Origin of the sequence: Ruania halotolerans (assembly GCF_021049285.1) — a bacterium.
Lineage (GTDB): Bacteria > Actinomycetota > Actinomycetes > Actinomycetales > Beutenbergiaceae > Ruania > Ruania halotolerans.
Map to the genome: position 1 here is coordinate 4,136,750 of NZ_CP088017.1, position 25,029 is coordinate 4,161,778.

At 66.7% G+C, this 25,029-nt stretch carries 26 protein-coding genes; 16 read left to right on the forward strand and 10 right to left on the reverse strand.

Annotated features, from left to right (window positions below; translation table 11 throughout):
- Nucleotides 1–68: 68 nt before the first annotated feature.
- Genes LQF10_RS18720 through LQF10_RS18750 form a run of 7 tightly spaced genes read right to left on the reverse strand, consistent with a single transcriptional unit; the run spans nt 69 to nt 8,177 of the window.
- On the reverse strand, nt 69–746 hold the full coding sequence (locus LQF10_RS18720) for a hypothetical protein (RefSeq protein WP_231065359.1): 678 nt from the start codon (nt 744–746) through the stop codon (nt 69–71).
- A 50-nt stretch (nt 747–796) separates the two neighbouring features.
- Nucleotides 797–1,504, reverse strand: a complete 708-nt coding sequence (locus tag LQF10_RS18725; RefSeq protein WP_231065360.1) for an MgtC/SapB family protein — start codon at nt 1,502–1,504, stop codon at nt 797–799.
- A 25-nt stretch (nt 1,505–1,529) separates the two neighbouring features.
- The gene (locus tag LQF10_RS18730; protein WP_231065361.1) at nt 1,530–3,446 is read right to left on the reverse strand and encodes a discoidin domain-containing protein; all 1,917 of its coding nucleotides are present in this window, start codon (nt 3,444–3,446) and stop codon (nt 1,530–1,532) included.
- Nucleotides 3,443–5,170: a DUF4091 domain-containing protein gene (locus LQF10_RS18735; RefSeq protein ID WP_231065362.1), complete on the reverse strand. Its 1,728-nt coding sequence runs from the start codon at nt 5,168–5,170 to the stop codon at nt 3,443–3,445. The genes LQF10_RS18730 and LQF10_RS18735 overlap by 4 nt, the downstream gene beginning before the upstream one ends.
- A 5-nt stretch (nt 5,171–5,175) precedes the next feature.
- Nucleotides 5,176–5,985 (reverse strand): carbohydrate ABC transporter permease, encoded by an 810-nt coding sequence (locus LQF10_RS18740; RefSeq protein WP_231065363.1) that lies wholly within the window; start codon nt 5,983–5,985, stop codon nt 5,176–5,178.
- Nucleotides 5,986–5,994: 9 nt separating this feature from the next.
- Nucleotides 5,995–6,942, reverse strand: coding sequence for a carbohydrate ABC transporter permease (locus LQF10_RS18745; protein ID WP_231065364.1), 948 nt, complete (start codon nt 6,940–6,942; stop codon nt 5,995–5,997).
- Nucleotides 6,939–8,177: an extracellular solute-binding protein gene (locus LQF10_RS18750; RefSeq protein ID WP_231065365.1), complete on the reverse strand. Its 1,239-nt coding sequence runs from the start codon at nt 8,175–8,177 to the stop codon at nt 6,939–6,941. The genes LQF10_RS18745 and LQF10_RS18750 overlap by 4 nt, the downstream gene beginning before the upstream one ends.
- Nucleotides 8,178–8,806: 629 nt before the next feature.
- Between LQF10_RS18750 and LQF10_RS18755 the strand changes: the two genes are divergently transcribed.
- The 4 genes from LQF10_RS18755 to LQF10_RS18770 are packed head-to-tail and all read left to right on the forward strand — an operon-like array spanning nt 8,807 to nt 12,837.
- On the forward strand, nt 8,807–9,688 hold the full coding sequence (locus tag LQF10_RS18755) for a carbohydrate ABC transporter permease (RefSeq protein ID WP_231067381.1): 882 nt from the start codon (nt 8,807–8,809) through the stop codon (nt 9,686–9,688).
- Nucleotides 9,685–10,590: a carbohydrate ABC transporter permease gene (locus LQF10_RS18760; RefSeq protein WP_231065366.1), complete on the forward strand. Its 906-nt coding sequence runs from the start codon at nt 9,685–9,687 to the stop codon at nt 10,588–10,590. Before LQF10_RS18755 ends, LQF10_RS18760 begins: the two co-directional genes overlap by 4 nt.
- A 40-nt stretch (nt 10,591–10,630) precedes the next feature.
- The gene (locus LQF10_RS18765; RefSeq protein ID WP_231065367.1) at nt 10,631–12,010 is read left to right on the forward strand and encodes an ABC transporter substrate-binding protein; all 1,380 of its coding nucleotides are present in this window, start codon (nt 10,631–10,633) and stop codon (nt 12,008–12,010) included.
- Nucleotides 12,007–12,837, forward strand: a complete 831-nt coding sequence (locus LQF10_RS18770) for a glycerophosphodiester phosphodiesterase (protein WP_231065368.1) — start codon at nt 12,007–12,009, stop codon at nt 12,835–12,837. The genes LQF10_RS18765 and LQF10_RS18770 overlap by 4 nt, the downstream gene beginning before the upstream one ends.
- A 7-nt stretch (nt 12,838–12,844) precedes the next feature.
- Here LQF10_RS18770 and LQF10_RS18775 read toward each other — a convergent pair whose 3' ends face one another.
- The gene (locus LQF10_RS18775; protein ID WP_231065369.1) at nt 12,845–13,690 is read right to left on the reverse strand and encodes a helix-turn-helix domain-containing protein; all 846 of its coding nucleotides are present in this window, start codon (nt 13,688–13,690) and stop codon (nt 12,845–12,847) included.
- A 76-nt stretch (nt 13,691–13,766) separates the two neighbouring features.
- Between LQF10_RS18775 and LQF10_RS18780 the strand changes: the two genes are divergently transcribed.
- From LQF10_RS18780 to LQF10_RS18830, 11 genes are all read left to right on the forward strand, one after another.
- Nucleotides 13,767–14,618 (forward strand): phytanoyl-CoA dioxygenase family protein, encoded by an 852-nt coding sequence (locus tag LQF10_RS18780; RefSeq protein WP_231065370.1) that lies wholly within the window; start codon nt 13,767–13,769, stop codon nt 14,616–14,618.
- A 214-nt stretch (nt 14,619–14,832) separates the two neighbouring features.
- Nucleotides 14,833–15,432 carry a carboxymuconolactone decarboxylase family protein gene (locus LQF10_RS18785; protein WP_231065371.1) on the forward strand — a complete coding sequence of 200 codons (600 nt, stop codon included), beginning with the start codon at nt 14,833–14,835 and terminating at the stop codon, nt 15,430–15,432.
- Entirely contained in the window at nt 15,429–16,310 is an 882-nt protein-coding gene (locus LQF10_RS18790) for an RNA polymerase sigma-70 factor (RefSeq protein WP_231065372.1), read from the forward strand. Before LQF10_RS18785 ends, LQF10_RS18790 begins: the two co-directional genes overlap by 4 nt.
- A 29-nt stretch (nt 16,311–16,339) precedes the next feature.
- On the forward strand, nt 16,340–16,531 hold the full coding sequence (locus LQF10_RS18795; protein ID WP_231065373.1) for a hypothetical protein: 192 nt from the start codon (nt 16,340–16,342) through the stop codon (nt 16,529–16,531).
- A 53-nt stretch (nt 16,532–16,584) separates the two neighbouring features.
- Entirely contained in the window at nt 16,585–17,778 is a 1,194-nt protein-coding gene (locus LQF10_RS18800) for a Gfo/Idh/MocA family protein (RefSeq protein WP_231065374.1), read from the forward strand.
- Nucleotides 17,775–18,800 carry a Gfo/Idh/MocA family protein gene (locus LQF10_RS18805; RefSeq protein ID WP_231065375.1) on the forward strand — a complete coding sequence of 342 codons (1,026 nt, stop codon included), beginning with the start codon at nt 17,775–17,777 and terminating at the stop codon, nt 18,798–18,800. Before LQF10_RS18800 ends, LQF10_RS18805 begins: the two co-directional genes overlap by 4 nt.
- Nucleotides 18,797–19,828 carry a Gfo/Idh/MocA family protein gene (locus LQF10_RS18810; RefSeq protein ID WP_231065376.1) on the forward strand — a complete coding sequence of 344 codons (1,032 nt, stop codon included), beginning with the start codon at nt 18,797–18,799 and terminating at the stop codon, nt 19,826–19,828. Before LQF10_RS18805 ends, LQF10_RS18810 begins: the two co-directional genes overlap by 4 nt.
- Nucleotides 19,829–19,911: 83 nt before the next feature.
- Nucleotides 19,912–20,844 (forward strand): ABC transporter ATP-binding protein, encoded by a 933-nt coding sequence (locus LQF10_RS18815; protein WP_231065377.1) that lies wholly within the window; start codon nt 19,912–19,914, stop codon nt 20,842–20,844.
- Entirely contained in the window at nt 20,841–21,599 is a 759-nt protein-coding gene (locus tag LQF10_RS18820) for an ABC transporter permease (RefSeq protein WP_231065378.1), read from the forward strand. Before LQF10_RS18815 ends, LQF10_RS18820 begins: the two co-directional genes overlap by 4 nt.
- Before the next feature lie 56 nt (nt 21,600–21,655).
- Nucleotides 21,656–22,741: a sensor histidine kinase gene (locus LQF10_RS18825; protein WP_231065379.1), complete on the forward strand. Its 1,086-nt coding sequence runs from the start codon at nt 21,656–21,658 to the stop codon at nt 22,739–22,741.
- Nucleotides 22,738–23,352, forward strand: a complete 615-nt coding sequence (locus tag LQF10_RS18830) for a response regulator transcription factor (RefSeq protein ID WP_231065380.1) — start codon at nt 22,738–22,740, stop codon at nt 23,350–23,352. Before LQF10_RS18825 ends, LQF10_RS18830 begins: the two co-directional genes overlap by 4 nt.
- Nucleotides 23,353–23,441: 89 nt before the next feature.
- On the opposite strand, the gene LQF10_RS18835 is transcribed toward LQF10_RS18830, so the two are convergent.
- Both LQF10_RS18835 and LQF10_RS18840 read right to left on the reverse strand, forming a co-directional pair.
- Nucleotides 23,442–23,771 carry a hypothetical protein gene (locus LQF10_RS18835; RefSeq protein ID WP_231065381.1) on the reverse strand — a complete coding sequence of 110 codons (330 nt, stop codon included), beginning with the start codon at nt 23,769–23,771 and terminating at the stop codon, nt 23,442–23,444.
- A gap of 4 nt (nt 23,772–23,775) precedes the next feature.
- Nucleotides 23,776–24,591: a TerC family protein gene (locus LQF10_RS18840; protein ID WP_231065382.1), complete on the reverse strand. Its 816-nt coding sequence runs from the start codon at nt 24,589–24,591 to the stop codon at nt 23,776–23,778.
- A 128-nt stretch (nt 24,592–24,719) separates the two neighbouring features.
- On the opposite strand from LQF10_RS18840, the gene LQF10_RS18845 reads away from it, so the two are divergent.
- Nucleotides 24,720–24,986 carry a GlsB/YeaQ/YmgE family stress response membrane protein gene (locus LQF10_RS18845; RefSeq protein ID WP_231065383.1) on the forward strand — a complete coding sequence of 89 codons (267 nt, stop codon included), beginning with the start codon at nt 24,720–24,722 and terminating at the stop codon, nt 24,984–24,986.
- Nucleotides 24,987–25,029 lie beyond the last annotated feature (43 nt).

Here is a 25,029-nt window from a genome sequence, read left to right on the forward strand (position 1 = left end):
AATCCACTTCTCGCGTCTGAACCCCCAGATACCGGGGTTCCGACACGAAAACCGGGTTCAGATGGCGACTACTCCGGCGCGGTGCCCAGCATCCCTGCGATCCGCTGCTCGAGCGCATCGGTGGCGGCATCCGGGAGCACGAGAAGTCCTTCCAGCTCCCGGGTGGCGCGCCGGTAGGCCGCTTGCCGTTCGGCATGGGTCGCGCCGGAATCATCCGCGAGCGCCAGTAGCTTCTTCGCCCGGTTCAGCGCCGCCCGTTCGGTCTCGGTGAAGTCGGAGGTCCGGCGGCGCCTGGCTTCACGCTCGGCGATATCGAAGGTGAGCCCGAACTCGCGGACCGCCTCGCGATACCGGGCGAGGAGCCGCGGATCGCGGAGCTCCGCAGGGTCGTCGGGGCGGAGCAGGTCGGCGTCCCGCTTGGCCCGGTGGAAATCGGCGGTCACCTGCTCACGCATATCGGTCATCACGGGGTAGTCGATGAGCTTGGCCACATCGAGCTCGTAGTCGAGCCAGCGGCGATTGACCTCATCGTGTTCAGCGAGCACCCGCTCGATCTCGCTGGAACGGGCTTCCTCCACCTGCTGGGTGGCTAGACGTTCGGCGTTCTTGAGCTTCTGCAGTTCGATCTTGTCGCGGCGCCGGCGTTCATCCCATTTCTGGGCGCCCTTCACCCAGCCACCGACGATGCCGCCGAGCGGGAAGATCAGCCACCAGTAGCCGCCGACGAACTGCCAGAACGAATCCACTGGCCCAAGATAGTCAGGTTGGGCCCCGTGGCGGTTGCAAGGCACAGCAGCTAGTCGTTTGCTGTCGCGAACTTGACCGATTTCACCCCCGGTATCTCCGCAGTCGCCGCGAGGAACGCACCGACGTCGACGTTCGCCTTCGAGCGCAGTTCGATCATCGCCTGAACTCGCGCGGGCCTATCGGTATGCGAGGTCGTCAACGTGTTCGAGACCAAAGCCTCGAATCCGTGCTCGGAAGCGAGCACGAGCGTGCGGCGCAGAGCGCCGAGCCCTTCCTGATATCGAATCAGCACCGTGGTGTCGAGGGCATTCGATCTCAACCGGCGGCCAAGCCGGCCCAGTGCCCAGACCGCGATCGTGTACAGGATCGTTGCGAAGAGCGCGAGGGCAGGATTGCCTGCACCACACGCCATCCCGATCGCTGCGGTCACCCAGATCGATGCGGCGGTGGTGAGTCCCGACACCATGTTCTGCCGGACGAAGATCACCCCGGCACCGAGGAAGCCGATCCCGGACACGATCTGGGCGGCAATGCGCGACGGGTCCACCACAGCGTCCGGACCGGTCACACCCTGGAAGCCATACGCGGAGACCAGCGTGAAAACAGCCGTGCCGACCCCGACGAGCGTGTGTGTCCGGAGTCCGGCGCTCTTGAGACTCCGTTGACGCTCGAAGCCGATCAGCGCGGACAGCACGAACGCCAAGGTGAGAAGCGTCAGCTCCGTCAGGGTCGTGTCGTTGAACCACACGATGTGCATGGTGACCTCCTGACCCGGCTGCCTCTCACGCTGGGGTGAGCCTCTCGTACGGGATCACCTCAGCGGCCGTGGAGAAAAGGCCCACTCCTCGCTCGACCACGAGGCGCAGGTAGCGCGCCTCAACACCAGGTAGGTCAACATCTCGAGGGAGCTGGTCGCGGTTCCACGATCCGGCGGCCACCTCGGTGAACGTGCTGCCGTCTGTGCTGGCCTCGATCCGGTAGTCCGTAGCGATGCCGTTGAAACCGTCGATCCTGGGGACGTACCGCACGGCGGCCAGAGTGCGCGCGGTACCCATATCGATCGTGAGCGTATGCGGCTGCGGGTCTGGCGGGTCATCGGCATAGTCCGAATGCCAGTGCGTGCGGACGTCACCGTCCACCGCTCGGGACGCTGGTGAGGACGGGCTCTGGGTCGATGCCGTAGCACTCAGTTCGGACGGCGGGACCGCTGTTCCGCCCGGCTCCTCCGGCCAAACCGGAGCACTGATTGGCTCGTCCACCACGTGGTCGACCGACGGTGCCGGGCCGGTACCGCGAATGAGCAGGTCGCTGACCACGGCCGCGTGGTCGGAGTAGAAGGGGTAGATGTCGTCGAGGGCACTGCGCTGGTGCTGCGGCAGACGCTCGACTCTCGTGGACGAGCCGAGCACCCGCACATCGTCACCGCGGGTCAGAATGTAGTCGATCCTCGCCGGCGCGTAGGTGTACGCATTGCTCGCGCTGAACGTGCGGCCCGGGAAGCGAGCAGCATCCGGATTGGCCTCACGGTAGGTGTCGGTGAAGTCGGCGTCTTCGAAGGCGCCCATTGCCGGCCAGTCGACCACCAGACCTTCGTGCCCCGGCGCATCGGCGAACTGCTCTGACCAGTCCAGCGGCGACAGCGCGTTGGTATCGCCGGCGACAATCACCGGCGACTCGTCCGTGACGAACTGAGGCAGGTGTTCGCTGAGAATCTCGTCGGCCATCTCCACTCGTTCGGCGCGGTCAGTCGCCGCGAGCTCCTGACTCGTGGCGCCCGGTTCCAGCCCGCGAACGTTTTCGATGGCGGTCCGGGTCAGTGGCGACCAGGCGTTGTCGCGATGTGAGAGCCACATGCTGAAGGCGTGCGTGCTGCTGCCGTCTGGCAGGGTCAGCCGCGCACCGCCGAAGTTGAACGACGAGACGTGCTCACCGTCGACGACCGGGTAGATCTCCTCGACCGGAAGGTGGGTGAACAGCCACAGATTGTCGCGGTCTTCGGCCTGCCCCGGTTCCCGCGTGAGCTGCACGCCACGGTAGACCCGGTCGTCGGCGCGGCCGCCGTTCAACGCCTCGACGATCTCATCTCCCGTGCCGTACGTCTCGACGCTGAAGAGCACATCCGGATCCTCGTGCCGGACGAACTCCAGGAGCTCCTGCACGTTCTGCTCTTCGCGGCCGTGACCGTGCACCTCATCGAGGCGGCCGCCATTCAGGAGATTGAACGCCATGACGCTCAGTTCCGTGCCGACCTGGTCCGGCCGAAGCAGGCTCGACTGCAGGCGGATCTCGATGTCTCCGCCAGGCGCGATGAACGTCCGGTCATCAACCTGACCCGAGTCGTACACCGTGGCGCGATGGAGCACGGCGCCACTGCTGGCCGCGCGAACCTCGACGATGGTCTCGTAAACCCAGCCGCCACGCCGTGGAGCGCGCAGATCCACGCTGCACTCCGACCCGGCTGCCGCGCTGTGCGTCTCGGTCTGCGTCGTCCGACGAGCGTGCAGCCGGGCATCGGCCTCTGGCTCGTCGTCACAGACGAGCTGCATGTGATGGACTCCCCGGGCTGTCTGGTTCCCCGGTGTCCCGCCGAGCATGAAGGTGACGTCGTGGCGTGCCGGGTCACTCTCGTGCGGCGCCGGTCCCGCCGCAACGCCGGAGGTCAGCGCTACGAGCACGGCCATCAGTGCGGGGATCCTCATCGTTCTTGCCTTCCCTGGGTGGTGTCGTTCGTGGGTGTGGCCCTCGTCCGCTCGAGCTCGTCCAGGATGCGCTCGTCCACCGCTCGGCGGGTGAGCCAGTAGTGCTCGACGTCGTTGCTGAATGCGTCGTACCTGAGCCTCCCGCCCTGGTCGATGTACGAGGTCGCAGTGGCGTGATCGGTCAGCTCACGGAGCAGCTGCAGGGCGCGGTGGTCGTCCATCGCCTGCGCAAACACCCGGTGCCGTAGTGACGGCACGGCACGGCCATCGGCACCGGGGTAGACGATGAACGGATCACCGGCGGGGAACGCACCCCCCGCGCACGTGTCGTGGTACGGGTCGACCGTCGCCACGGAGTACTGGGTGTTCCAGAAGTTGAATCCCCAGTGCAGGAAGCCGGGCGCACGGGCTGCAAAGAGCTGGCGCCCGAGTATGCGGTTCCGTAGAGACGGCAGACCGATGAAGCGGTTGGCCACGTCACGATGCTGGGAGACGCAGTGGTACACCCACGGGCTGATCCCGGCATCGAGGAACGTCTGCACATGGTCGGTGGCGACGATGGGAGTGGCTACCACTCCCTCGCGGGCGAACGCGAAGTCGCTGAGGGCGTCGGCCACCCGCGCACCCTCCAACAGGTCAGCCACGACGTCGCGTGCCCGCCGGTAGTCCGCGAGCATCTCGGCACGTGGCTCGTCGCTGACGTGGAAGAAGACGTCGCCCTCCCAGTGCTCGGCCAGATACTGGCGCAACTGCGGTAGCAGGTCCTCCATCAAGGTCCGATACCGAGGGTCGGTCGCGGGCACGTGCCAGCCGAACCGTTGCTCAGTCCCGTTCGGCGTCGCGACATCGATCGCGGGGGTTGCCCGAGCGCCCCACTGGGTGAACAAGTGAGCGATTTCCAGGGTGTGGATCCCGTGTCGGGCGCACATCCGCAACCACCGGTCCAGCCGGTCGAACCCGAACTGGTAGCCGTCGCCATCGTCGCTGATCTCGATCAGCTGCACAGTGGTCCTCGTCCCGCCGACGGCCGTGTCCAACGGGGGTGTCCAGGTCGGGGTGAGGATGGAGTTCGCCCGCATCGCAGCGAGGGCCTCGACGTAATGGTCAAGGATTCGCCAGTGCTCCTCGCTGAACACGTCGACGCCGTAGTAGTCGGCGAGACAGTCCGCGTGCAGCCAATGCGAGTTGACGATGTCCAACGGTGGCAGCCGAATCGGATGGACCGTCACCGGCACCTGCATGCGGTGCAGCACCTCACCCGTGTTGTCGCTGCTCACCACTACCGTGAGGTCGTGCTGCCCGGCCAGGGCCGGATCGTCGACCACGACGTCGACCCAGATCGCACGCCAGTACCCCACGGCCGGGGGGATCACTCGATCGGGGGGCAGCGGACGGAGCAGGTCCGGGTAGAGACCAGGAGTGTCTCGCAGGTATCCGTCGTCATGACCGTCGAAGGCGACGAGGGTGGCAGGCACAAGCTCGACGGTGCTCAACCGCACGTGCTCGGCGAGCACCCCGTCCACGCCGACCCGCAACCGTGGAATCGCTTCGAGGCTCTCGGCTGCCGGCGGAAGGAACGCGAGCTGGACAGAAAGCCGCTCGCCCAGGAACCCGGATAGTGACGCTCCCTCGGATGCTCTGCGAGGAGCTTCGTCGGCAAAGACCTTCTCCAGCGAGTCGACGCATCGAAAGGTCCACTCGGTACGGGGGACAGTGGGCGGCATGGATGTCATCCCTTCAGGCCGATGGAGGCGACGCCTTGGACGAACCGGCGTTGCAGGAACAGGTAGATGAGAAACGGAACGAGGAACGAGACCGTGGCACCGGCCATCACCAGGCCGTAGTCGGTGAGGAACCGTCCCTGCAACCGCGCGGCCGCGAGGGTGACGGTCTGCATGGACTCGTCGGAGATCACGACGAGTGGCCAGAGGAAGTCATTCCAGGCCGTGATGAAGGTGAAGACGGTCAATGCGATCAAGACCGGTTTGATCAGCGGCAGCACGATGGCGGCGAAGATCCGCAGGTCCTTGGCTCCGTCGATCCGAGCCGCCTCCAAGAGCTCATCGGGCACACTGGACATGAACTGCCGGATCAGGAAGACGCCGAAGGCGTTGATGATCGGCAGGATGAGCGCGACCGGCGTGTTCAGTAGCCCGAGATCCCGGACGATGAGGAAAAGCGGGATGATCGTCACCTGGACGGGCACCATCATGGTGGCGATATAGACCCAGAACAGCGCCTCGGAGCCAGGGAATGGCTTTTTCGCGAACGCGTACGCAGCCAGTGAGCTGACCACGAGGTTCACCACGCAGGCGAGCACCACCACCACTGCACTGGTGACGAGCGCCCGACCGAATTGGTACTCGGTGAACAAGCGCACGAAGTTGTCGAGCTGGAGTTTGGCCGGGTCGAATGCCAAGGAAACGGTCGTCGACTCCTGGATGCCGGTGAGCACCATGAACGCGAACGGGAGCAGCGCTGCCACGACCAAGAGGAGTAGCGCAGTGTTCACTGTGATCTGGACAGTTCGATGAAGCACGGGCACTCCCTACTTCCTGCTCAGCAGGACGCGTTGCGTGAACGAGACCAGGAACACGATCACGAAGAGGACCATCGCCATGGCGGAGGCGTAACCCATCTGCATGTTCTCGAAGCCGGTGTTGTAGATGGCCATCACCAAGGTCACGGTGCCTCCACCGGGTCCGCCACCGGTCATCGCGTAGACGAGGTCGAAAACCTGGAAGGACCAGATGGTGCCGAGGATGACCACCAGGAAGGTGACGGGGCGCAGTGAGGGGACGGTGATGGACCAGAACTGCCGCACACCACCGGCGCCGTCGATCGATGAGGCCTCGTACAGATCCTCCGGGATGTCCAGCATGCCGGCGTAATAGATCACCAGGAAGTAGCCGATGTTCTTCCAGACCGTGACCAGGGCAACGACTATGAGCGCCGTCGTTGCTTCGCCGAGCCAGTTGACGTTGTTGATGCCGACCAGGCCAAGGATCGAGTTCACCAGACCGTCCTCGGTGCCGAGCAGGTAGCGCCAGACGCTGCCGATGATCACCATCGCAGCGATGACCGGGATGAACAACGCGGACCGGATGAAGCCGCCGAAGCGGTTGCGAAGCCGCCGCGCGATCACTGCCGCGATGACCAGTGCGAGGACTGTCTGCAGCGGTACCGAGATCACCGTGTAGACGAAGGTCTGCCACATCGCCTGCCGGAATCCGGTGTCGGAGAGCAGGTCGCCGTAGTTCTGCAGACCGGCCCACTGTGGCTCGCCCAGCAAGGAGTAGTCGGTCAGGCTGAAGTACGCAGACATGCCGATCGGGGCAACGATGACCACCGCGAGCACGATCAGGCTCGGCATCAGGTAGCCGAGGCCGGAGAACGAGCGCCTTCTTGTGTTGGCTCGCGGTCGTTGCTGCACGGGCCCGCTGTCGGTGGCCCCGGGGATCGGTTCCGAGGCGACCGTCGTCGTCGTTGCTCTCACTGCTGCGCAGTCTCGAGCGCCTGGTCACCGGAGGTCGCGGCGTCGGCGAGCGCCTGTTCGGGGGTCTTCTCGCCGAGCATCATCTGCTGGAGGTTGGTCAGCAGGGTGTTGTAGACGGCGGAACTGCCCGCCACGATCGGCAGTCCGTTGAACAGGTCGCTCTGCGCGTACATCTCTTCGAAGATTTGTGGTGCGACGTACTCCGCGCCGGCTGTGATCGGCGGGTACGGGGCAAGCTCGTGGAACTCAGCCATCTGGTCCGGTGACGTGATGTAGGTGACCAGGTCCGTGCAGAGCTGCCGGTCAGGGCACTGTTCGAGCAGCACCAGCGCATCTGCGGCGATGAAGGTCTCTCGCGTTTCACCCTCCAACGGCCCGATCAGTCCGAGCTCGAAGTCTCCGGCGTCGAAGGTCGGGAAGTGCGCATCCGAGCCGAACATGAACGCGGTCTGGCCGTTCGCGAAGTTGGACTGCACGTCACCCTGAACAAGGCTCGTGACCGCCTCGGAGAGGATCTCGGAATCGCGGAGCTCCCACAGAAATTCGGCCGCGGCCACACCCTCCGGGGAGTTGAAGGCGGTCGCGCTGCCGTCCTCCGTGAAGAGTTCACCGCCGGCCTGCCAGAGCATCGGGTAGAAGTTGTCGTTCAGGATTCCCGGATGCCCGCTCCAGGCCTGCTCCGCCGGGGTGATGCCGGCATCACGGAGCTGACGGCCAGCCTCGAGGAATTCGTCCCACGTGCCCGGGGGCTCCTCGATTCCTGCCTGCGCGAGCAGATCAGCGTTGTAGTAGAGCACCCGAGCCCCGCCGACGACGAGCGGAACCGCGATCTGCTCACCGTCGACCTGGCCCTGGTCGAGGTAGAGGTAGTCCGGCGCGTCCGAGTTCGGCAGATACTCATCGAACGGCACCAGTGCCCCCTGCGCGTGGTAATCACCGATCATCTCCGCGTACATCAGGCCGACGTCCGGTCCTTCTCCTCCGGTAATGCCGGTCAGGTAGGCCTCCTCGTAGTTCTCCCACGGGATCATCCGGACGTTGACGTCGATGCCGTGTTCCTCCTCGAAGGCCGCCAGAATCGGATCCCACTCCGAGGCGTTGGAGAAGTCGCCGTGCGGAGGCAACCACAGGTCGAGCGAACTGACCTCCGTATCCTCGCCTGCGCCGGCGCAGGCGGCCACCAGGGTCACGCTCGTCAGTGCTGCACCGAGCACTATCGGTCGGGTGCGCTTCATCGCTTCCTCCAAGCCTGGGACGCCAGCTACACCGCGGCATCATCGCCAGTGATTTTTGGTGATTGAAAATGGGTTGATGCAATCAGTATCGATCACTGTCGACCACCTTCGCGCCGTCATGGGACGTCTGGCTAGTCCGTTCACAGATGTTCAAGAAAAGTCCAAGTGCGCAGCTCGAATAGTCCATGGCAAGGGCATCTTCCCGGATTCTGGGCCACCGGGGCCGGTTCGTACCTGCTCAGCACGCGGAATACATGAGCTCTGGCACACCACTACAGATCGTTGCAATTCCAGCAAACTCGGGCGGAGTATCCGGACCGGAAAGCTCAGCGCTGCCGTCTTTCACCTGCACTTCACCGCGCATCAACCCTTGCTTCACGTTCGCGAGACTGTGTACGTTGTGCCCGCAATCACAGTGAGCACTGGTGCCAGTATCGGACAAGTGCTCCCATCTGCACGGGTGGACGACCGTGAGAAATCGACCGATTGCGGGTCCCGAAGGAGAGGCTCATGACTGGTTCGCATATGCCCGTGCCGTACGGCGTCGGCCGGTGCGCGTGGTGACGGCCGAGGCCACGGCCGCGCCACGCACCGCCGCCCCGCACAGGACGAATGACCGACGCTCTGCGATCAAGCGACGTCGGCTGCGGAACCTCGGGATCTTCGCGCTGCTCGCTGGCCCCAACGTGGCCCTGCTGCTGATCTTCGTCTACCGGCCCCTGCTGCTGAGCTTCTACTACTCGATGCTGCAGTGGAACATGGGCTCGTCCGTAGCCCGGTTCATCGGCTTCGACAACTACATCGCGTGGTTCACGGATCCGGATACCCCCACGGTGATGGGCACCACGTTCCTCTTCGCCGTGGCCACTGTGGGCGGCGCATTGGTACTCGGCCTTGCCCTCGCTCTGTTGCTGAATCGCAGGCTCTGGGGGCGAGGCATCGCTCGGACCGTCGTGTTCGCTCCGTACGTTCTGTCCGGGATCGCAGTCGGCATGCTCTGGCTGTACATCTTCGACCCGCGATACGGACTTCTATCCACCCTCCTCGGTGCGATCGGGATGGACTCACCCGAGTGGTACACGTCCTCACCCTGGGCGCTAATCATGATCATCATCGTGTACCTGTGGAAGCACGTCGGGTATGTGGCACTCATTTACCTCGCCGGTCTGCAGGGCGTGCCGCAGGACCTGCGTGATGCCGCCGCGCTGGATGGTGCCACCAAGCTGCGCACGTTCGGCTCAGTCGTACTGCCGCTGCTCGGGCCAGTGACGTTCTTCCTGCTGATCACCACGATCCTGAGCTCGTTGCAGTCCTTCGACCTGATCAAGGCGATGACCGACGGTGGCCCGTTGGGCTCCACCACGACGCTGATGTACCAGATCTACATCGAGGGCTTCCAGACCGGGCGAGCCGGCTACGCCTCGGCCTCGGCCACGATCTTGTTCATCATCCTGCTCGTGATCACGGCCGTGCAGCTGAAGTACATGGAGAAGAAGGTGCACTACTCATGAGCACGACCGTCGAGCGCACCCGAGCACCCCAAACCGACAGGCCCCCTCCAGCCAGGCCGGCCGCTCGCCGTCGGCCGTTCCGCGACGCACACCTGGACGCCGGCTTCTACCTGATCATGCTCGCCTCCATCCTGGTGATGGCAGTGCCGCTGGTCTGGATGTTCCTGGCCAGCTTCAAGGACAACGGCGAGATCTACTCGATGCCGCTGCAGTGGCTACCGGACGCCTTCGCCTTCTTCAACTACGAACAGGTCTCCAGCAGCATCCCGATCGAGCGGATGTTCCTCAACAGCGTGGGCCTGACGATCGCCGGCGCCGGCCTGAAGGTCTTCCTTGGCCTGTGCTGCGCCTACGCTGTCGTGTTCATCGACGTCCCGTTCCGCAAGGCCGTCTTCGTGGTCGTGCTGTTCGCGCTGCTCATCCCCGGTCAGATCACAATCATCCCGAACTACTCGCTGATCGCGAGCCTCGGCTGGCTGAACACCTATCAAGGCATCCTGGTGCCAGGGCTCGCCAGTGCGTTCGGCACCTTCCTGTTCCGCCAGCACTTCCTCTCGCTGCCAATCTCGGTCTTCGAGGCCGCCCAGGTGGACGGTGCCAGCCACTGGCGCCGGCTGTGGAAGTTCGCGGTGCCGATGTCGGTGCCCACGATCGCTGCGGTTGGCCTGATCTCGCTGGTGAACGAGTGGAACGACTACCTGTGGCCGATGCTCGTGACCGACAACACCGACACGATGACCCTGCCCGTCGGACTGACCCTGCTGCAGAGCCTGGACGGCATGCAGGCCTGGGGCGTGCTGATGGCCGCCACCGTGGTGGTCACCGTGCCGATGCTGCTCATCTTCCTCGTCCTGCAACGCCGACTCGTTGCCGGGCTGACTGCCGGCGCCGTCACCGGCTGACCCATCGCCTGTACCGCCTTACTCATCCCAAGGAGAAACCATGACCTCAACTCGACGCCCCAGTTCACTCGCCCGTCCATCACGCCGTCAGCTGCTGCAACTCACCGGGCTCGGCGCCGCCGGCGGTCTGGTCGCCGGCTGCGGCCCATCGCTCGGCGGTGGTGGCGGCGGCAGCGAGGAGCCTGCCGAGGAGATCGACTGGGCCAGCATCGAGCCGGCATCGGAGATCACCTGGTGGTCCAACCACCCCGGTAACACCCAGGAGCTGGAGGCCTCCTATATTGAGGCATTCAACGAGGAGTACCCGGACATCAAGATCAACCACGTCACCGCAGGCGCGGGGTACGACGAGATCGCCCAGCGGTTCCAGGCGGCGTCCGGCACCGACGAGATCCCGGATCTGGTGATCGCCTCCGACGTGTGGTGGTTCCGCTACTTCGTCAACGGGCAGATCATGGCGATCGACGACGTCTTCTCCTACCTCGAGGTGGACACCGGCGACTACGTGGAGACGCTGTTCAGCGACTACGAGTACGAGGGCAAGCACTACGCCGCGCCGTACGCCCGGTCCACGCCGATCTTCTACTACAACCGTGACATCTGGGCCGCTGCCGGACTGCCCGACCGGGGCCCGGAGACCTGGGACGAGCTCAAGGAGTGGGCGCCGGCACTGAAAGAACATGTGCCCAGCGATGGCAACGTACTCGGCAACGGCATCGGCCCTTCCTGGTCGGCCTGGTGGTTCTCCAACGTGATCTGGGGCCAGGGTGGCGCGATGAGCGAGGACTGGACCGTCACCCTGGACACCGAGGAAGCGCTCGCCGCAGGGAGGTTCGCCCGCGATATGTACAACGGCGACACCGCCTTCGCCGGCCTGGGCTCGGACACCAACGCCGACTTCCAGGTGGGCATCTTCGCCTCCCTGATCGGTTCCACCGGGTCACTGACCGGCCACCTGGAGGCCGCTGATTTCGAGTTGGGCACCTCGTTCCTACCCAACGGGCCGGTCGATGGACCGAACGTGCCCACCGGTGGCACCGGTTTGGCGATCCCGTCCTCGCGGACCCCGGAGCAGCAGCTCGCCGCTGCGATGTTCCTGAAGTTCATCACCGAGCGAGACAACACCGCGACGTTCTCTCAGGAGACCGGGTACATGCCGGTGCGGACCTCCGCGATCGAGGGCGACATCATGAGCGCCGTGTACGAGGAGACGCCGCAGTTCCGCACCTCAGTGGACCAGCTGCAGCAGCGGACCCGCGTGCAGGACTGGGTACGGGTGTTCACCCCCGGCGGGGACCAGATCCTCACCGACGGCATCGAACAGCTGGTGCTAGCCGGCGCGGACCCCGAGGACGTCTTCCCCGGGGTGAGCGACCAGCTGGACCGGGCGTTCGAGGACAACGTCGAGCCGTACCTGTGAGTGAGTCCGGTGCTGCCGTCGGGGGTGCAACCAGGCCGTCACCCCCGACGGCGTCCGGTCGCCTTCTCGTGATCGCGCACCGTGGCAACGCCTCGGTCGCTCCGGGCAACACGATGCCCGCCGTGGAAGGCGCCTGGCGCGCCGGGGCAGACCTCGTCGAGATCGACGTGCGGATGTCCGCCGACGGCGTCCCGGTGGTGATCCATGACGCCACCGTGGACGCGACCACCACCGGAGCGGGTGAGGTGGCCGGCATGAGTAGCGCACAGGCGCGGGAACTGGACGCAGGATCGTGGTTCTCGGCCGTTTTCGCCGCGCACCGGGTTCCGCTGCTGGCCGACGTCGCCACGTTCCTCGCCGATCATGACGGGACTGACCTGCTGCTGGAGGTCAAAGGCGACCTCTCCGTCGCGCAAGCGACAGTGGTGCTGGCCGCCTTGGAGGCAGCCGGGATGCGGGAGCGCACGATCGTACAGACCTTCTGGCCGCAGACCATCCGGTCCCTGCGGGCGGTCGACCCTTCGATACGGCTGGGACTGCTGGTGGGAAGTCATGTGGCACCGAACGAGGTGATGTTCCCACTCTCGGCGGAGGTGGGCGCAATGGCGTGCAACCCGCGTTATGACCTGCTCGCCGATGACCCGCACCTGGTGCAGGCCATTCATGACGCAGGCATGAGCGTGTTCGTGTGGACCCTGAACGAGGCAGCCGCGTGGGAGGAGGCCATCGCGTGGGGCGTGGATGGCATCATCACCGACCGCCCGGATAGGCTCGCTGGCTGGCTGATCGCCTGCGGAGTCCAACGCACCGCACCGGAGGTGGTGTAAGCACCCGTCACGGTTGCCGCGGGCTCTCCTGACGTCGGAACTCGCTCGGCGACATCCCGACCCGGCGGCGGAAAAGCCGAGAGAAGTAGGCTGGATCGTCATACCCCACCTGGGTGCCGATCGCGCCCACGTCGTTGGTGGTCTCCGCGAGCAAGTGCTGAGCCCGGGTGATCCGCGCCTGGATAATGAACTCGTGCGGGCTGAGTCCGCTCGCTTCGCGCGCTGCGGCGTGCAGCGCATCGACCGTCAGCCCCAGCTCAGCTGCTCGTTCAGCCACGCTCAACGGCAGGGTGGCTGACTCCAGCAACGCGCCGGTCACCGAGGCTGCGCGCTGCCGTGGTCCGCGGGAGGTCGCGTCCAGCGCGATCCCGATCAGTTGCGCGACGACCGTGGCGGCGACGAGCTGAGAGCGAGGGGTGGGTACATCGAGGGTGCGGCGCAGCCGGTCGAATGCTTCGGTCAGCCCGGTCAGCGACGCCGGGTCCGCGGACCGGACCGCCTCAGTGGACGTCCAGTGGTCAGCACCCTCGAGCACCCGGGTCATCGTCCCCTCGAACAGCACCCAGTGCTCCTGCCACGCTTCCTGGCGCGGCCCATAAGCATGCCTCGCACCGGGGGTCAGCCAAATCACTGACGGCGCGGGCACCGGAATCCCTCCGTGTCGCGTGTCGTCGAAGTACTGCCCGCCACCGGCGGTGACGAACACCAGAGCATGTGTGGACAATCTCCGGGCCCGCAGCTTCGGCATCGGAGCCACGTACTGCTCGCCCGCACCGCGGCAGCTCAGCCCACTGTCCCGCAGGGTGCGGTTCACGTTCAGATAGGCCGACCAGCGGTCCGCGTCTTCAACCATCGGCACCAGGATAGTCCAATTGCAGCTTGACGATCCTCTATTTCCTGTAGCCGCTGCGCTGCCTACGCTCGCCATCATGCTGACGTCGAACGGCTACGTGCTGGACGAGCGCACCGATCGTCTCGGGGCGCTCGCCGAGACCCCTGGCGCCGAGCGCCACGACCGGGAGGCGCTCTGGAAACGCCTACGTTCCCAGGGGTATCTGCTGTTGCGACAGCAACTTCCACGGGACCAGGTCCTCGCCTTCCGCGACTTCTACTTCAGTGCGCTCGCCGGGACAGGGCTCCTGGATGACCGCGCCCATCCCAGCGAGGGAATCGCCGGGGCCGGCCCGAGTGACATCGCCTCCTATCGACGTATCCTCTTCGACGAGATTGTCCCATCGAGGGAGTACCAGGAGTTCTGCACCTCACCCGCGATCGGTGGGTGGTTCCGATGGTTCATGGACGCTGACGTGCACCTGCATCGACGCAAGATCCTCCGGCACACCAGACCCGGCGAGAACGGGATCGGCACTGCTACCCAGGCCCACTACGACCTCGTCTACCTACGGGAGGGAACGGACAGGGTGTTGTCGATGTGGATCCCGCTCGGCGACTGTCCCACCTCACTGGGTGGCCTGACTTACCTCGAAGGAACGCACCACGCGGTGATGGCCGCCGAGCGGGAGGGCCGGTTGCAGCGACCGGCAGCCTCGATCACCGCCGATCTGCCCCACCTGGCCGACGAGTACGACTCCCGCTGGCTCGTGGCCGACTACGGGATCGGCGACGTGCTGGTGCACTCCGCGCACCAGATCCATGCCGCCCTGGACAACGTCAACACCGACGGCCGGATGCGACTGTCCACCGACATCCGGTACCAGCGGCGGTCCGAGCCGATCGACTGGCGGTGGCAGGAGCACTGGCACGATCGCGATGGGTTGTAGGTCCAGCAGCCGCGCCTGAGCCCTCCTAGGCCGGCCGCCGTCAGCTCAGCCGCTCGGTCAGGTGCCGTCACCAAGCGCCATGAACGAGCTGGCGAACTGGTGGCCGTCCATCGTGCCGCGCACCTTCGCCAGACAGCGGATCACCGATCGGTGTCACATCCGAGCTCCCCGCGGTGTCTTCATGTCACAAGGACATTCGACTAGAGGAGCAGCCATGTCCGAGAACATGAGGATCCAGCCCGCCGAGATCACCGGCCCGTTCGGCGCAGTGGTGAAGAGATTCGCCATGAGGATGCTCGGCCGGGTACCCGAGCCACTCAGGGTGTACTGGCACAACCGGCCGGTACTCAAGACCTACCTGGCGATGGGTACGAAGTCACAGAAGTGGCAGGCATGCGATCCGAACCTGAAGTCGTTCGCACATATGGCCGTCGCCTCACTCGTGGGGTGCACCTGGTGCCTGGACTTCGGCTATTTCCAAGCCCAGAACGAGAACGTGGACGTGGCCAAGGCCCAGCAGGTGCCGCGGTGGCGCCAGTCGGAGGTGTTCACGCCGCTGGAGCGGGACGTGATGGCCTACGCCGAGGCGATGAGCCACACACCGCCCACCGTCACGGACGAGATGTTCGCCGGGTTACTCGATCAACTCGGCGAGGCGGCGATGGTGGAACTGACGGCATTCATCGCGCTCGCGAACTTCTACACGCGCTCGAATGTGGCGTTCGGGATCGAGTCCGAGGGATTCGCCGCCTCGTGCGGATTGACACCGCTCGCGCCGTGGTCGGCGGGCACCGGAGTAGCGTCCGAGTCATGAGTGGGGCCGATCCGTTCCTGCAGCACCGCAGCCTGTTGTTCACGGTCGCCTACGAGATGCTCGGCTCGGCCGCGGATGCCGAGGATGTGGTGCAGGAGACGTGGCTGCGCTGGGACACGGTGGATCCGGGCGCACGTGCGCAAGTACGTGACCCGCGCGCCTACCTGGTGCGGGTGGTCACGCGGCAGGCCCTGAACCGCATGCGGACGATCTCTCGCACCCGCGAGGACTACGTCGGCGAGTGGTTGCCCGAACCGCTGCTCACCAGCCCGGATGTGGCCGAGGACGTCGAACTCGCCGAGAGCATCTCGATCGCGATGCTCACCGTTCTCGAGACGCTCGGCCCACTCGAGCGGGCCGTGTTCGTGCTCCGTGAGGTCTTCGCGATGCCGCACGCCGAGATCGCCGAGGCGCTTGGCAAGACGCCAGCGGCAGTACGCCAGATCGCCCGGCGCGCCCGCGCACACGTGGACGCCCGACGCCCGCAGGTGCAGCCGGACCCGAGCGGTCAGCGCGAGCTGCTGAGCCGTTCCGTCGCTGCCATGCGCGAGGGCGATGCCGAGGCCTTGGTCGAGTTGCTCGCCCCTGACGTGGTGATGATTACCGACGGCGGAGGCATCGCGTCCGCTGCGAAGGCACCTGTGCGCGGGGCCACGCAGGTGGCGAGGTTCCTCCTGGGCCTGGCCAGGATCGCGCCCGGTTTCACCGCGCGGTGGGCCACGGTCAATGGTGGTCCGGCTCTGGTGTTCCAGGCGGAGGCCCACGAGCCCACTGTGCTGACAGCGGCGGTGCACGAGGGCCTGATCACCGGCCTCTATGCCATGCGCAACCCGGAGAAGCTCACCCGGGTGGAGCAGGAAACGCCGCTGAGTCGCTGAGTCCGGCCGGGCCATGGTGGAACCGGAGCATGCTCGGCGTGAGCCCGGACTATCGAGTGCAGATCGCCTGGCGACTGCTCGAGGAGAAGGACGGCCCGATGCTCCGGCACGGACTACAGGAGATGCACGGACAGGCGCTGCATCTACCACGTCGCCCAAAGGACCGCCCCCATCGCGAGCATCTCGCGCGCCGGTACGAGGCGTTCCAACAGGGGGTCTGAGCACACCCCGCGCTGTATTGACACACCACCCACGCCGGTGATCGGCTCACCTCGTGACCAACTCACCGACAACGCCCGTCGCCAGGGTCGCCGTCATCGGCTGCGGTGCGCGCGCCGCCATCGCCACGCACGTGGCGAGTACCGGCGCCGGGATCGTGACCGCACTCGTCGACCCTGACCCCACCGCACGGGAACGGACGGCCGCACGTCTGGCCGAGAAGCCCGCACATTTCTCCGACGCCGCCGAGTTGCTCCGGGCCGGCACCGAGATCACCGCCGCCCTGGTACTCACCCCCGACGACACGCACGCCGAGGTGGCCATCCCCCTCCTGGAGGCAGGGATCGCCGTCTTCCTTGAGAAGCCGATCACCATCACGACGGCGGACGCTGACCGTGTGCTGGCCGCAGCCGCCCGAAGCAATACCCCGCTCTACGTCGGCCACAATATGCGGCACATGAGCGTCGTCACCACGATGCGCGACATCATCGGCCGCGGTGAGATCGGTGACGTGAAGGCGATCTGGTGCCGTCACTTCGTCGGGCACGGCGGCGACTTCTACTTCAAGGACTGGCACGCCGAACGCGCCCATGGCACCGGGCTGTTGCTGCAGAAAGGCGCACACGACATCGACGTGATCCACTGGCTCGCCGGTGCCTACACCACCCGGGTGACCGGGATGGGCGGGCTGACACTGTACGACCAGGTCACCGATCGTCGCGACAATTCCGATCGCACGATGTCTGACTGGTACTCCGAAGAGAACTGGCCGCCGCTGGCCCAGCGCGAACTGAACCCGACGATCGACGTCGAAGACCTGTCCATGGTGCAGATGCAGCTCGAGAGCGGGGTGTACGCCTCCTACCAGCAATGCCACTACACCCCCGACTACTGGCGGAACTACACGGTGATCGGCACCGAGGGTCGGCTGGAGAACTTCGGGGACACGGCCGGTGGCGTGATCCGCGTATGGAATCGGCGCTCCGGCTACCGCCCCGAAGGGGACATCGAGTACCCGATCCTTGGCGATGACGACGGGCACGGGGACGCCGACCTGCGCACGATCGCCGAGTTCCTTGACTTCGCCGCCCATGGGGGCACGACCGCGACCTCTCCGGTCGCGGCCCGCAACGCCGTCGCCACCGCCGTGGCTGCCACCGAGTCGCTGCGCTCAGGATCCGTCCCGCGCGAGGTTCCGCCCCTCGATCCCACCATTGCCTCCCACTTCGATCGAAGGGCACTCTCGTGAACCACCCCGAACCACTGCGCGTGGGACTCATCGGCGCCGGCGGTATCGCCGGTGTGCATGCGCCCGCGTGGCACAGTCTCGGCGCCGACCTGGTGGTGCACTCCCTGCACGGGGGCGACGCACTCGCCCAGCAGTACGGGGCCAGCACAGCAGCCTCACTCGATGACCTCTGGCCCCAGGTGGACGTAGTCGACATCATCACACCCACGGCCACCCACGCCGAGATCGCCCTGGCCGCGATCGCGGCCGGCAAGCACGTGGTGTGCGAGAAGCCGCTCGCCCGCACCGCAGCTCAGGCGCAGCAGATCGTCGACTCCGCCCGGAACGCCGGGGTCCGCCTGTTCCCTGCCCATGTGGTGCGCTACTTCCCCGCCTACGCCGCCGCCTACGCCGCGGTGCAGGCAGGCCGGATCGGTCAGGTGGCGGTGAGCCGGTTCCGGCGGATGAGCGCAGCGCCGGCCGCGCCGTGGTTCTTCGACGAGGCCGTCTCCGGGGGGATCGTGATGGATCAGATGATCCACGACCTGGACCAGGCGGCGTGGATCAGCGGTGCGGTCACCGAGGTCTTCGCCCGGTCGATCACGCGTGCTGACGACGGCGTCCGTACCGCGAGCGCCACCGTCACCCTCACGCATTCTTCCGGTGCGATCAGCCACGTCTACGGCGTGTGGGGCCATGCGCACCTGCCGTTCTCCTCCTCGTTCGAGATCGCCGGCAGCGAGGGGGTGCTCCGGCACGACTCTGCCCGCGACGATGCGGTGCGGTTGGCCCTGCCACCGACCCCAGAGGTCGGTGGCTATCTACCGGCGGTGGATGTGTCCACGAGCCCCTATACCGCAGAGATCGAGGACTTCGTCCGCGTGATCCGTGCGGGAGGTTCCGCTCAGGTCAGCGGGAACGACGGCGTCACAGCGGTACGCCTGGCAGAAGCCGCCAATGAGTCCATCCGCACGGGCGCCGTGGTCGCTCTCTCCGCCACGTTCGATGCTGCACCCGCCGAGGCCGAGGAGGCCCACCGATGACGCTCACCGTGGCAATCCTCTCCTTCGCACACCCGCACGTCCACGGCTACGCCGCGTACCTCACCAGCCATGAGGGCATCCGGGTGATCGGTACCGACACCGGCATCCCGGATCCGGGCACGCTGCGCGGCGCCGACCTCGCCGACCAGCTGGGCATCACCTACTTCCCGGATGTGGCGAGCGTGCTGGCCGAGGCGCCGGACGCCGTCGTGATCTGCTCGGAGAACGCCGCACACCGTGAGCTGACCGAACAGGCGCTGGCAGCCGGCGCGCACGTGCTGTGCGAGAAGCCGCTGGCCACCACGGACGAGGATGCGGCCGCCATGATCAGCGCTGCCGGGCGGGCCGGGCGGATCCTGATGACCGCCTACCCGGTGCGGTTCTCGCCCGTGTTCGCGGACCTGGTGGCCCGGCACCGAGCGGGTCAACTCGGGCAGATCCTCTCCATACACGGCACGAACAACGGGAAGATGCCCCGGCCGGGCGAACGTTCCTGGTTCACCGACCCGGCGCGCTCCGGTGGTGGTGCGCTGATGGACCACGTGGTGCACGTGGCAGACCTTCTCGACGAACTGCTCGGCGAGACTGCTGCGGACGTCCATGCGGCGGCGAACCAGATCATGCACGCGGATGCTGGCGTGGAGACCGGCGGGGTCGTCTCGGTGCGTTACCCCTCGGGCGTGATCGCACAGATCGACTGCTCCTGGTCGCTGCCGGACTCGGCGCCCACGTGGGGCGGACTCACCCTGGAGGTGCAAGGCACCCGTGGCTCGATCCGGATCGACCCGTTCGCCGGGCATGTCGCTGGGTACGATGCGGACGGCGCAATGTGGCAGCCCTACGGCGCCGATCTGGACGCCCGGATGATCGCGGCCTTCCTCACGGCCGTGCGCACCGGAACACAGCCCCAGCCAGATGGGGCAGTCGGCGCCCGCACCCTCGCCATCGTCACCGCGGCCCAGCGATCGGTCGCCTCGGGCCGGCCGGAGGCGGTGCTGCCGACACCGGCACCCCCGGCCCGCTCCTGAGAGCTGTCGTATGACAGCTGTCACGCAGACCTCGTGACAGCACCCTCTCGTGCGGGACCCGGCGCCGGGGCCAGTGTGGAGGAATGACAACACCCACCCCCTCAGACACTGGCCCGGCCGTCCAGTTCGATCAGGTCGTCAAGGAGTTCCCTGGCACTGCCGCACCCGTGCGGGCCGTCGACGGCATCGACCTGACCATCAACTCCGGCGAGATCGTCGCGTTCCTCGGCCCGAACGGCGCCGGGAAGACGACGGCGCTCGACATGGCCCTGGGCCTGACCACACCCACCGCCGGCACGATCACTGTGCTCGGGCAGGCACCCCGCCGCGCAGTTGCCGCCGGGCGGGTCTCGGCCGTGCTGCAGACCGGAGGTCTGCTGCGCGACCTCACTGTGGCTGAGACGGTCACGCTCATCGCCTCGACCTACGCCGAGCACGCCGGGATCGAGACCGTGATCGAGCGCGCGGGCCTGACTGAGCTCGCCGGCCGGAAGGTCTCGAAGTGCTCCGGTGGTGAGCAGCAGCGCCTCCGGTTCGCCCTCGCCCTGCTGCCCGATCCGGACCTGCTGATCCTGGATGAACCGACCGCCGGGATGGACGTGACGGCCAGGCGCGACTTCTGGGAGACGATGCGGGCCGAGGCCGCCTCCGGCCGGACGATCGTCTTCGCCACCCACTACCTGGAAGAAGCCGACGCCTTCGCGCAGCGGATCGTCATGGTGGCCGGCGGCCGTATCGTGGCCGACGGTGCCACCGAGGATATCCGTGCCCGGGCCACCGGACGTCGCGTCTCGGTCACGTTCGCGCCCGGCACCCGCGCTGAGGCACTCTCCCGTCTGGAGACGCTGGACGCCGTCCACGCCATCAACCCCGACGGCGATCGCGTGCACCTGCGCGCCCTCGACTCCGACACCGTCGCCCGCGCCGTGCTCGACCTCGGCGGCACCGACCTGCTCGTCACCTCCGGCTCGCTCGACGACGCCTTCACCACCCTGACCCAAGGAGCCACCCGATGAACACCACCTATCTGCGGATCGAACTCACCCGGGTGGGCCGGGACCTGGTCAGCATGTTCTTCATCGCGGTGATGCCGGCGTTCTTCTTCATCATCTTCGGGGCGTCGATGGAGTACGGCGCCTACCCGATCGGCAACGGGAACGTCTCGATGCACACGATGATCTCGATGGCCGCCTTCGGTGCGGTGGTGGCGACCACGGGCGTGGGCGGGATGGCCGCCGTCGAGCGGATGCAGGGCTGGGGGCGCCAGCTCGGCCTGACGCCGATGTCGGACGGCGCCTACGTGCGCGTGAAGACCACCGTGGCGTTCACGATCTCGCTCATCCCGATCGGCCTCGTCTACCTCATCGGCGCGTTCACCGGCGCCAGCGCACCAGGCTGGGTGTGGGCCGCGAGCGCCGCGATCGTCATGCTCGGGGCGGCTGTGTTCTCCCTGTACGGCCTCATCGTGGGCCTGCTCTTCCGGAGCGAGTCCGCGGTCGGGGCCGCCAGCGGCGCACTGGTGATCCTGGCGTTCCTCGGCAACATCTTCTTCCCGCTCAGCGGGGTGATGCTCACGATCGCGAAGTTCACCCCGCTGTACGGGATCATCGGGCTGGCGCGCTATCCGCTGACCGACGGTGCGCTCGTAGCCACCGAGGGAGTCGGCGGCTCCGACCCGCTGTGGGTACTGCTGGCGAACAGCCTCATCTGGGCGGTGATCTTCGCCGTCGGCGCGGTGCTGCTGGTACGGCGCGGCCGCAGCCGGCAATGACGGTGCGGCCGACGAGGGCACTCCCCGGCGGCACCAGGGCCCACAATGGGCAGATCATGTCTGCTCCCGACGATGAGTCCACGCTCAGCACAGCACCGTGGACCAAGTTCAGTTGGCTGCTTGCCACCCCGTGGCTGGCGTTCCTGGCGTTCCCGGTGGTGGGCACGCTGCGCCAGCCGCTGCCTGTTCCGGTCCAGGTGGGCGCCCTGACGGCGATCGCTGCCTTCGCAGGTGTCTACCTGTACGCGTTCATCACCAACGCCCGCACCTGGGACCGTCCGTGGCGCGGGCGAATCCTGCTGCTCGTGCTGGCAGTCCTGACGGTGCCGGCGTTCCTGACCGTGGGAGTGGACGCCTTCGGCATGTTCACCTTCCTGGGGGTGTACGCCGTGTTCAGTCAGCCGCTGCGGCGAGCTGCCTGGATCGCGGCCGGGCTGGTGGCACTCGTCGTGGTCACAGTGTTGCTCGCCGGTGCGCCGGACCGGCTCTTCTACGCCGTCATCACCGCCGGCACGGTGGTCTTCGTGGGTCTGATCCGCTGGATCGACTCCCGGCAGGAGCAGCGCGATGTGCTCGAACGCCAGCTGACCTTGACCGCCGAGCGCGAGCGCGTGGCCCGGGATGTCCACGATGTGCTCGGGCACAGTCTCACCGTGGTGACGGTCAAAGCCGAACTCGCGGAGCGCCTGGTGGACGTTGATCCGGACGCGGCCAAGGCAGAGCTCGCAGCCATTCGCTCCCTCACCCGCGAGGCCCTCGGGGAGGTACGCGCCACCGTGGCCGGGCTGCGGGTGGCCCGGCTGGCCGATGAGCTGGCGTCCGCACGGGATGCGCTGACCGATGCGGGGATCGCTGCGCAGGTGCCCGAGGACGCGTCCGTGGTGGACCCCCGCCATCGGATCGTGCTCGCATGGGTGCTGCGCGAAGCGGTGACCAATGTGGTGCGCCACTCGCAGGCACGGCGGTGCGAGGTCACCTTGAGCGCGCACTCGCTACTGGTGGCCGACGACGGCGTGGGCCCAGGGGGCGCTGGTGAGTCCGGCGGGCTGCGGGGTGCCCGGGAGCGGGTGGCCGATGCCGGTGGCACGTTGACCGTAGGCCCGGGTGAGACGGGCGGAACGCGTGTGGAGGTGCACTGGTGACCGGTTCGATCAAGGTGCTGCTAGCTGATGACCAGGCGCTGGTGCGCGGGGCTTTGGCGGCCTTGCTGCGCCTGGAGGCTGACCTCGATGTGGTGGCCGAGGTGGGCAACGGCAACGACGTCGTCGCGGCCGCACGGGAGCATGGTGCACAGGTGTGCCTGCTGGACATCGAGATGCCCGGCGCTGATGGCATCACCGTGGCGGCGCGGCTGCGCGAGGAGCTGCCGGAGGTGCACTCGCTGATGGTGACGACATTCGGGCGGCCGGGTTACCTCCGGCGAGCCCTGGAGGCAGGTGCGGCAGGTTTCGTCGTCAAGGACACCCCGGCCGCTGAGCTGGCTGACGCCATTCGTGCCGTGCATACCGGACGGCGGGTGGTGGATCCGGCGCTGGCGACCGAGTCCCTGGCCGGTGGGCCGAGCCCCTTGGGTCAGCGGGAACGGGAGGTGCTGCGCGAGTGCCTGGACGGCGAGCCGATCGCCACGATCGCCGCCCGGATCCACCTCAGCCCCGGCACCGTACGCAACTACGTCTCCTCGGCCATCGGGAAGGTCGGGGCCGCCAACCGTGTGGAGGCCGCCCGGGTTGCCGATCGGAACGGCTGGCTGTGAACCCCGACGGCCTTGGCACCAGCTGTGCCAGGTACGGCAGCACCGTTGGCACACACCGGCGATCCGGGACGGCGGTCACGCCGCAACGGTCAGACCGTTGGCACCAGAGTCACGGGAAACAGCTCGGTGCGGGCCACCACCCGGTCCCGCTCGGCAGCGAGCGCCGCGCGGCGCGGGTCAGCACGGTAAGCGTCCAGCGCGTCCTGACCAGGGAAGGTGAACACCTGCACCTCGGTGGGCGCCTCGAGCTCCGAGGGCACACCACGATCGTCAGGCACTGACCGGACCCGCTGCACCACCTGGGCACCATGTTCTGCCACGAGGGCGAGCACCGTGTCCTCGTAGACGGTCAGGTCTGCCGCCATACCGGGCCGAGCCCAGAGCAGGCAGCACAGCGTGAGAGCTCCGCTCGCCGCCATGGCCTCAGCCTTGGGAGTCCTGCACGCCAGCGCCGGCCTTCTGCTCGGGATAGGTGACCTTCAGGTGGACGGGTTCCACACCGCCACCCGCACGCTTCGCCTTGCGGCCACGGTAGATGAGGTTGAGGACCTCCACGCCGATAGCGAAGGCGATCGGGCCGTAGATCATTCCCTTGCTCACGTGCACGTCGAAGCCCTCGGCGAGCAGCGTCGCACCGATCAGCACGAGGAACGCCAGGCACAGCATCTTCACGGTGGGGTGGCGCTCCACGAACTCGCCGATGGACTTCGCCAGGAACATCATGAGCACGATGGCGACCACCACGGCGGTGATCATCACCCAGAGCTGGTCGACCATCCCGACCGCGGTGATCACCGAGTCGAGGGAGAAGACCATGTCGATGAGGACGATCTGGAGGATCACCTGGCCGAAGGTGGTGGCGGCCTTGGTGGCGGCCCCCTCCTCCCCGCCCTCGGCGCCCTCCAGCTTGTGGTGGATCTCGGTGACGGCCTTGTAGATCAGGAAGGCACCACCGGCGATCAGAATCAGGTCCCGCCCAGAGAAGGTGAGCGCGTCCACGCCACCGATCGCGAAGAACGGATCGGTCAGGCCGACAATCCAGGAGGCGAAGAACAGCAGGATGATGCGCATCACCAACGCCAAGGCGAGTCCGAGCACCCGCGCCTTCTGACGCTGCTCGGCCGGGAGCCTGTTGGCGAGGATGGAAATGAAGACGACGTTGTCCACGCCGAGCACCAACTCGAGGGCGAGGAGGGTGGCGAGAGCGATCCAGACGTCTGGGCTGGCGAGAGATTCCACGAGCAGATCGTAGCCGGATAACCGTCACTTCTGTTCCTTCACTCAGCGCGCGCTTTCGCCTCAGTGCCAGTACGTTGATGGCTGCCAGGGCGAGATCCGCCGTGGCGCAACACTGCAGGAGGCAAACTATGGGAATTCTTGGCTATCTGATCGTGGGCCTCATCTGCGGCGCACTCGCCAAGGCCATCTTGAAGGACCGCGCCGTCGGAGGCTGGCTTGCCGCCCTCGTGATCGGTGTGATCGGCGCCATCGTCGGCGGATGGATCGGGTCGATGCTGTTCGGTGAAGGCATCGAGAGCTTCTTCGATATCAAGACGTGGCTTCTCGCTCTGGCCGGCTCCATCCTCGTCCTGTTCGTCTACACCGCCATCACGGGCCGCCGTACCCGAGCATGACGGACAGCCCGGGGTCCGCGCTCGCGGGCCCCGGGCCTTACCC

Excerpts from the sequence above, each read along its gene's own strand:
- LQF10_RS18725 (WP_231065360.1), bottom strand. The coding sequence starts at position 1,504 with ATGCACATCGTGTGGTTCAACGACACGACCCTGACGGAGCTGACGCTT.
- LQF10_RS18730 (WP_231065361.1), bottom strand. The coding sequence starts at position 3,446 with ATGAGGATCCCCGCACTGATGGCCGTGCTCGTAGCGCTGACCTCCGGC.
- LQF10_RS18735 (WP_231065362.1), bottom strand. The coding sequence starts at position 5,170 with ATGCCGCCCACTGTCCCCCGTACCGAGTGGACCTTTCGATGCGTCGAC.
- LQF10_RS18750 (WP_231065365.1), bottom strand. The coding sequence starts at position 8,177 with ATGAAGCGCACCCGACCGATAGTGCTCGGTGCAGCACTGACGAGCGTG.
- LQF10_RS18760 (WP_231065366.1), top strand. The coding sequence starts at position 9,685 with ATGAGCACGACCGTCGAGCGCACCCGAGCACCCCAAACCGACAGGCCC.
- LQF10_RS18765 (WP_231065367.1), top strand. The coding sequence starts at position 10,631 with ATGACCTCAACTCGACGCCCCAGTTCACTCGCCCGTCCATCACGCCGT.
- LQF10_RS18775 (WP_231065369.1), bottom strand. The coding sequence starts at position 13,690 with ATGGTTGAAGACGCGGACCGCTGGTCGGCCTATCTGAACGTGAACCGC.
- LQF10_RS18780 (WP_231065370.1), top strand. The coding sequence starts at position 13,767 with ATGCTGACGTCGAACGGCTACGTGCTGGACGAGCGCACCGATCGTCTC.
- LQF10_RS18785 (WP_231065371.1), top strand. The coding sequence starts at position 14,833 with ATGTCCGAGAACATGAGGATCCAGCCCGCCGAGATCACCGGCCCGTTC.
- LQF10_RS18790 (WP_231065372.1), top strand. The coding sequence starts at position 15,429 with ATGAGTGGGGCCGATCCGTTCCTGCAGCACCGCAGCCTGTTGTTCACG.
- LQF10_RS18795 (WP_231065373.1), top strand. The coding sequence starts at position 16,340 with ATGCTCGGCGTGAGCCCGGACTATCGAGTGCAGATCGCCTGGCGACTG.
- LQF10_RS18810 (WP_231065376.1), top strand. The coding sequence starts at position 18,797 with ATGACGCTCACCGTGGCAATCCTCTCCTTCGCACACCCGCACGTCCAC.
- LQF10_RS18815 (WP_231065377.1), top strand. The coding sequence starts at position 19,912 with ATGACAACACCCACCCCCTCAGACACTGGCCCGGCCGTCCAGTTCGAT.
- LQF10_RS18820 (WP_231065378.1), top strand. The coding sequence starts at position 20,841 with ATGAACACCACCTATCTGCGGATCGAACTCACCCGGGTGGGCCGGGAC.
- LQF10_RS18825 (WP_231065379.1), top strand. The coding sequence starts at position 21,656 with ATGTCTGCTCCCGACGATGAGTCCACGCTCAGCACAGCACCGTGGACC.
- LQF10_RS18835 (WP_231065381.1), bottom strand. The coding sequence starts at position 23,771 with ATGGCGGCGAGCGGAGCTCTCACGCTGTGCTGCCTGCTCTGGGCTCGG.
- LQF10_RS18845 (WP_231065383.1), top strand. The coding sequence starts at position 24,720 with ATGGGAATTCTTGGCTATCTGATCGTGGGCCTCATCTGCGGCGCACTC.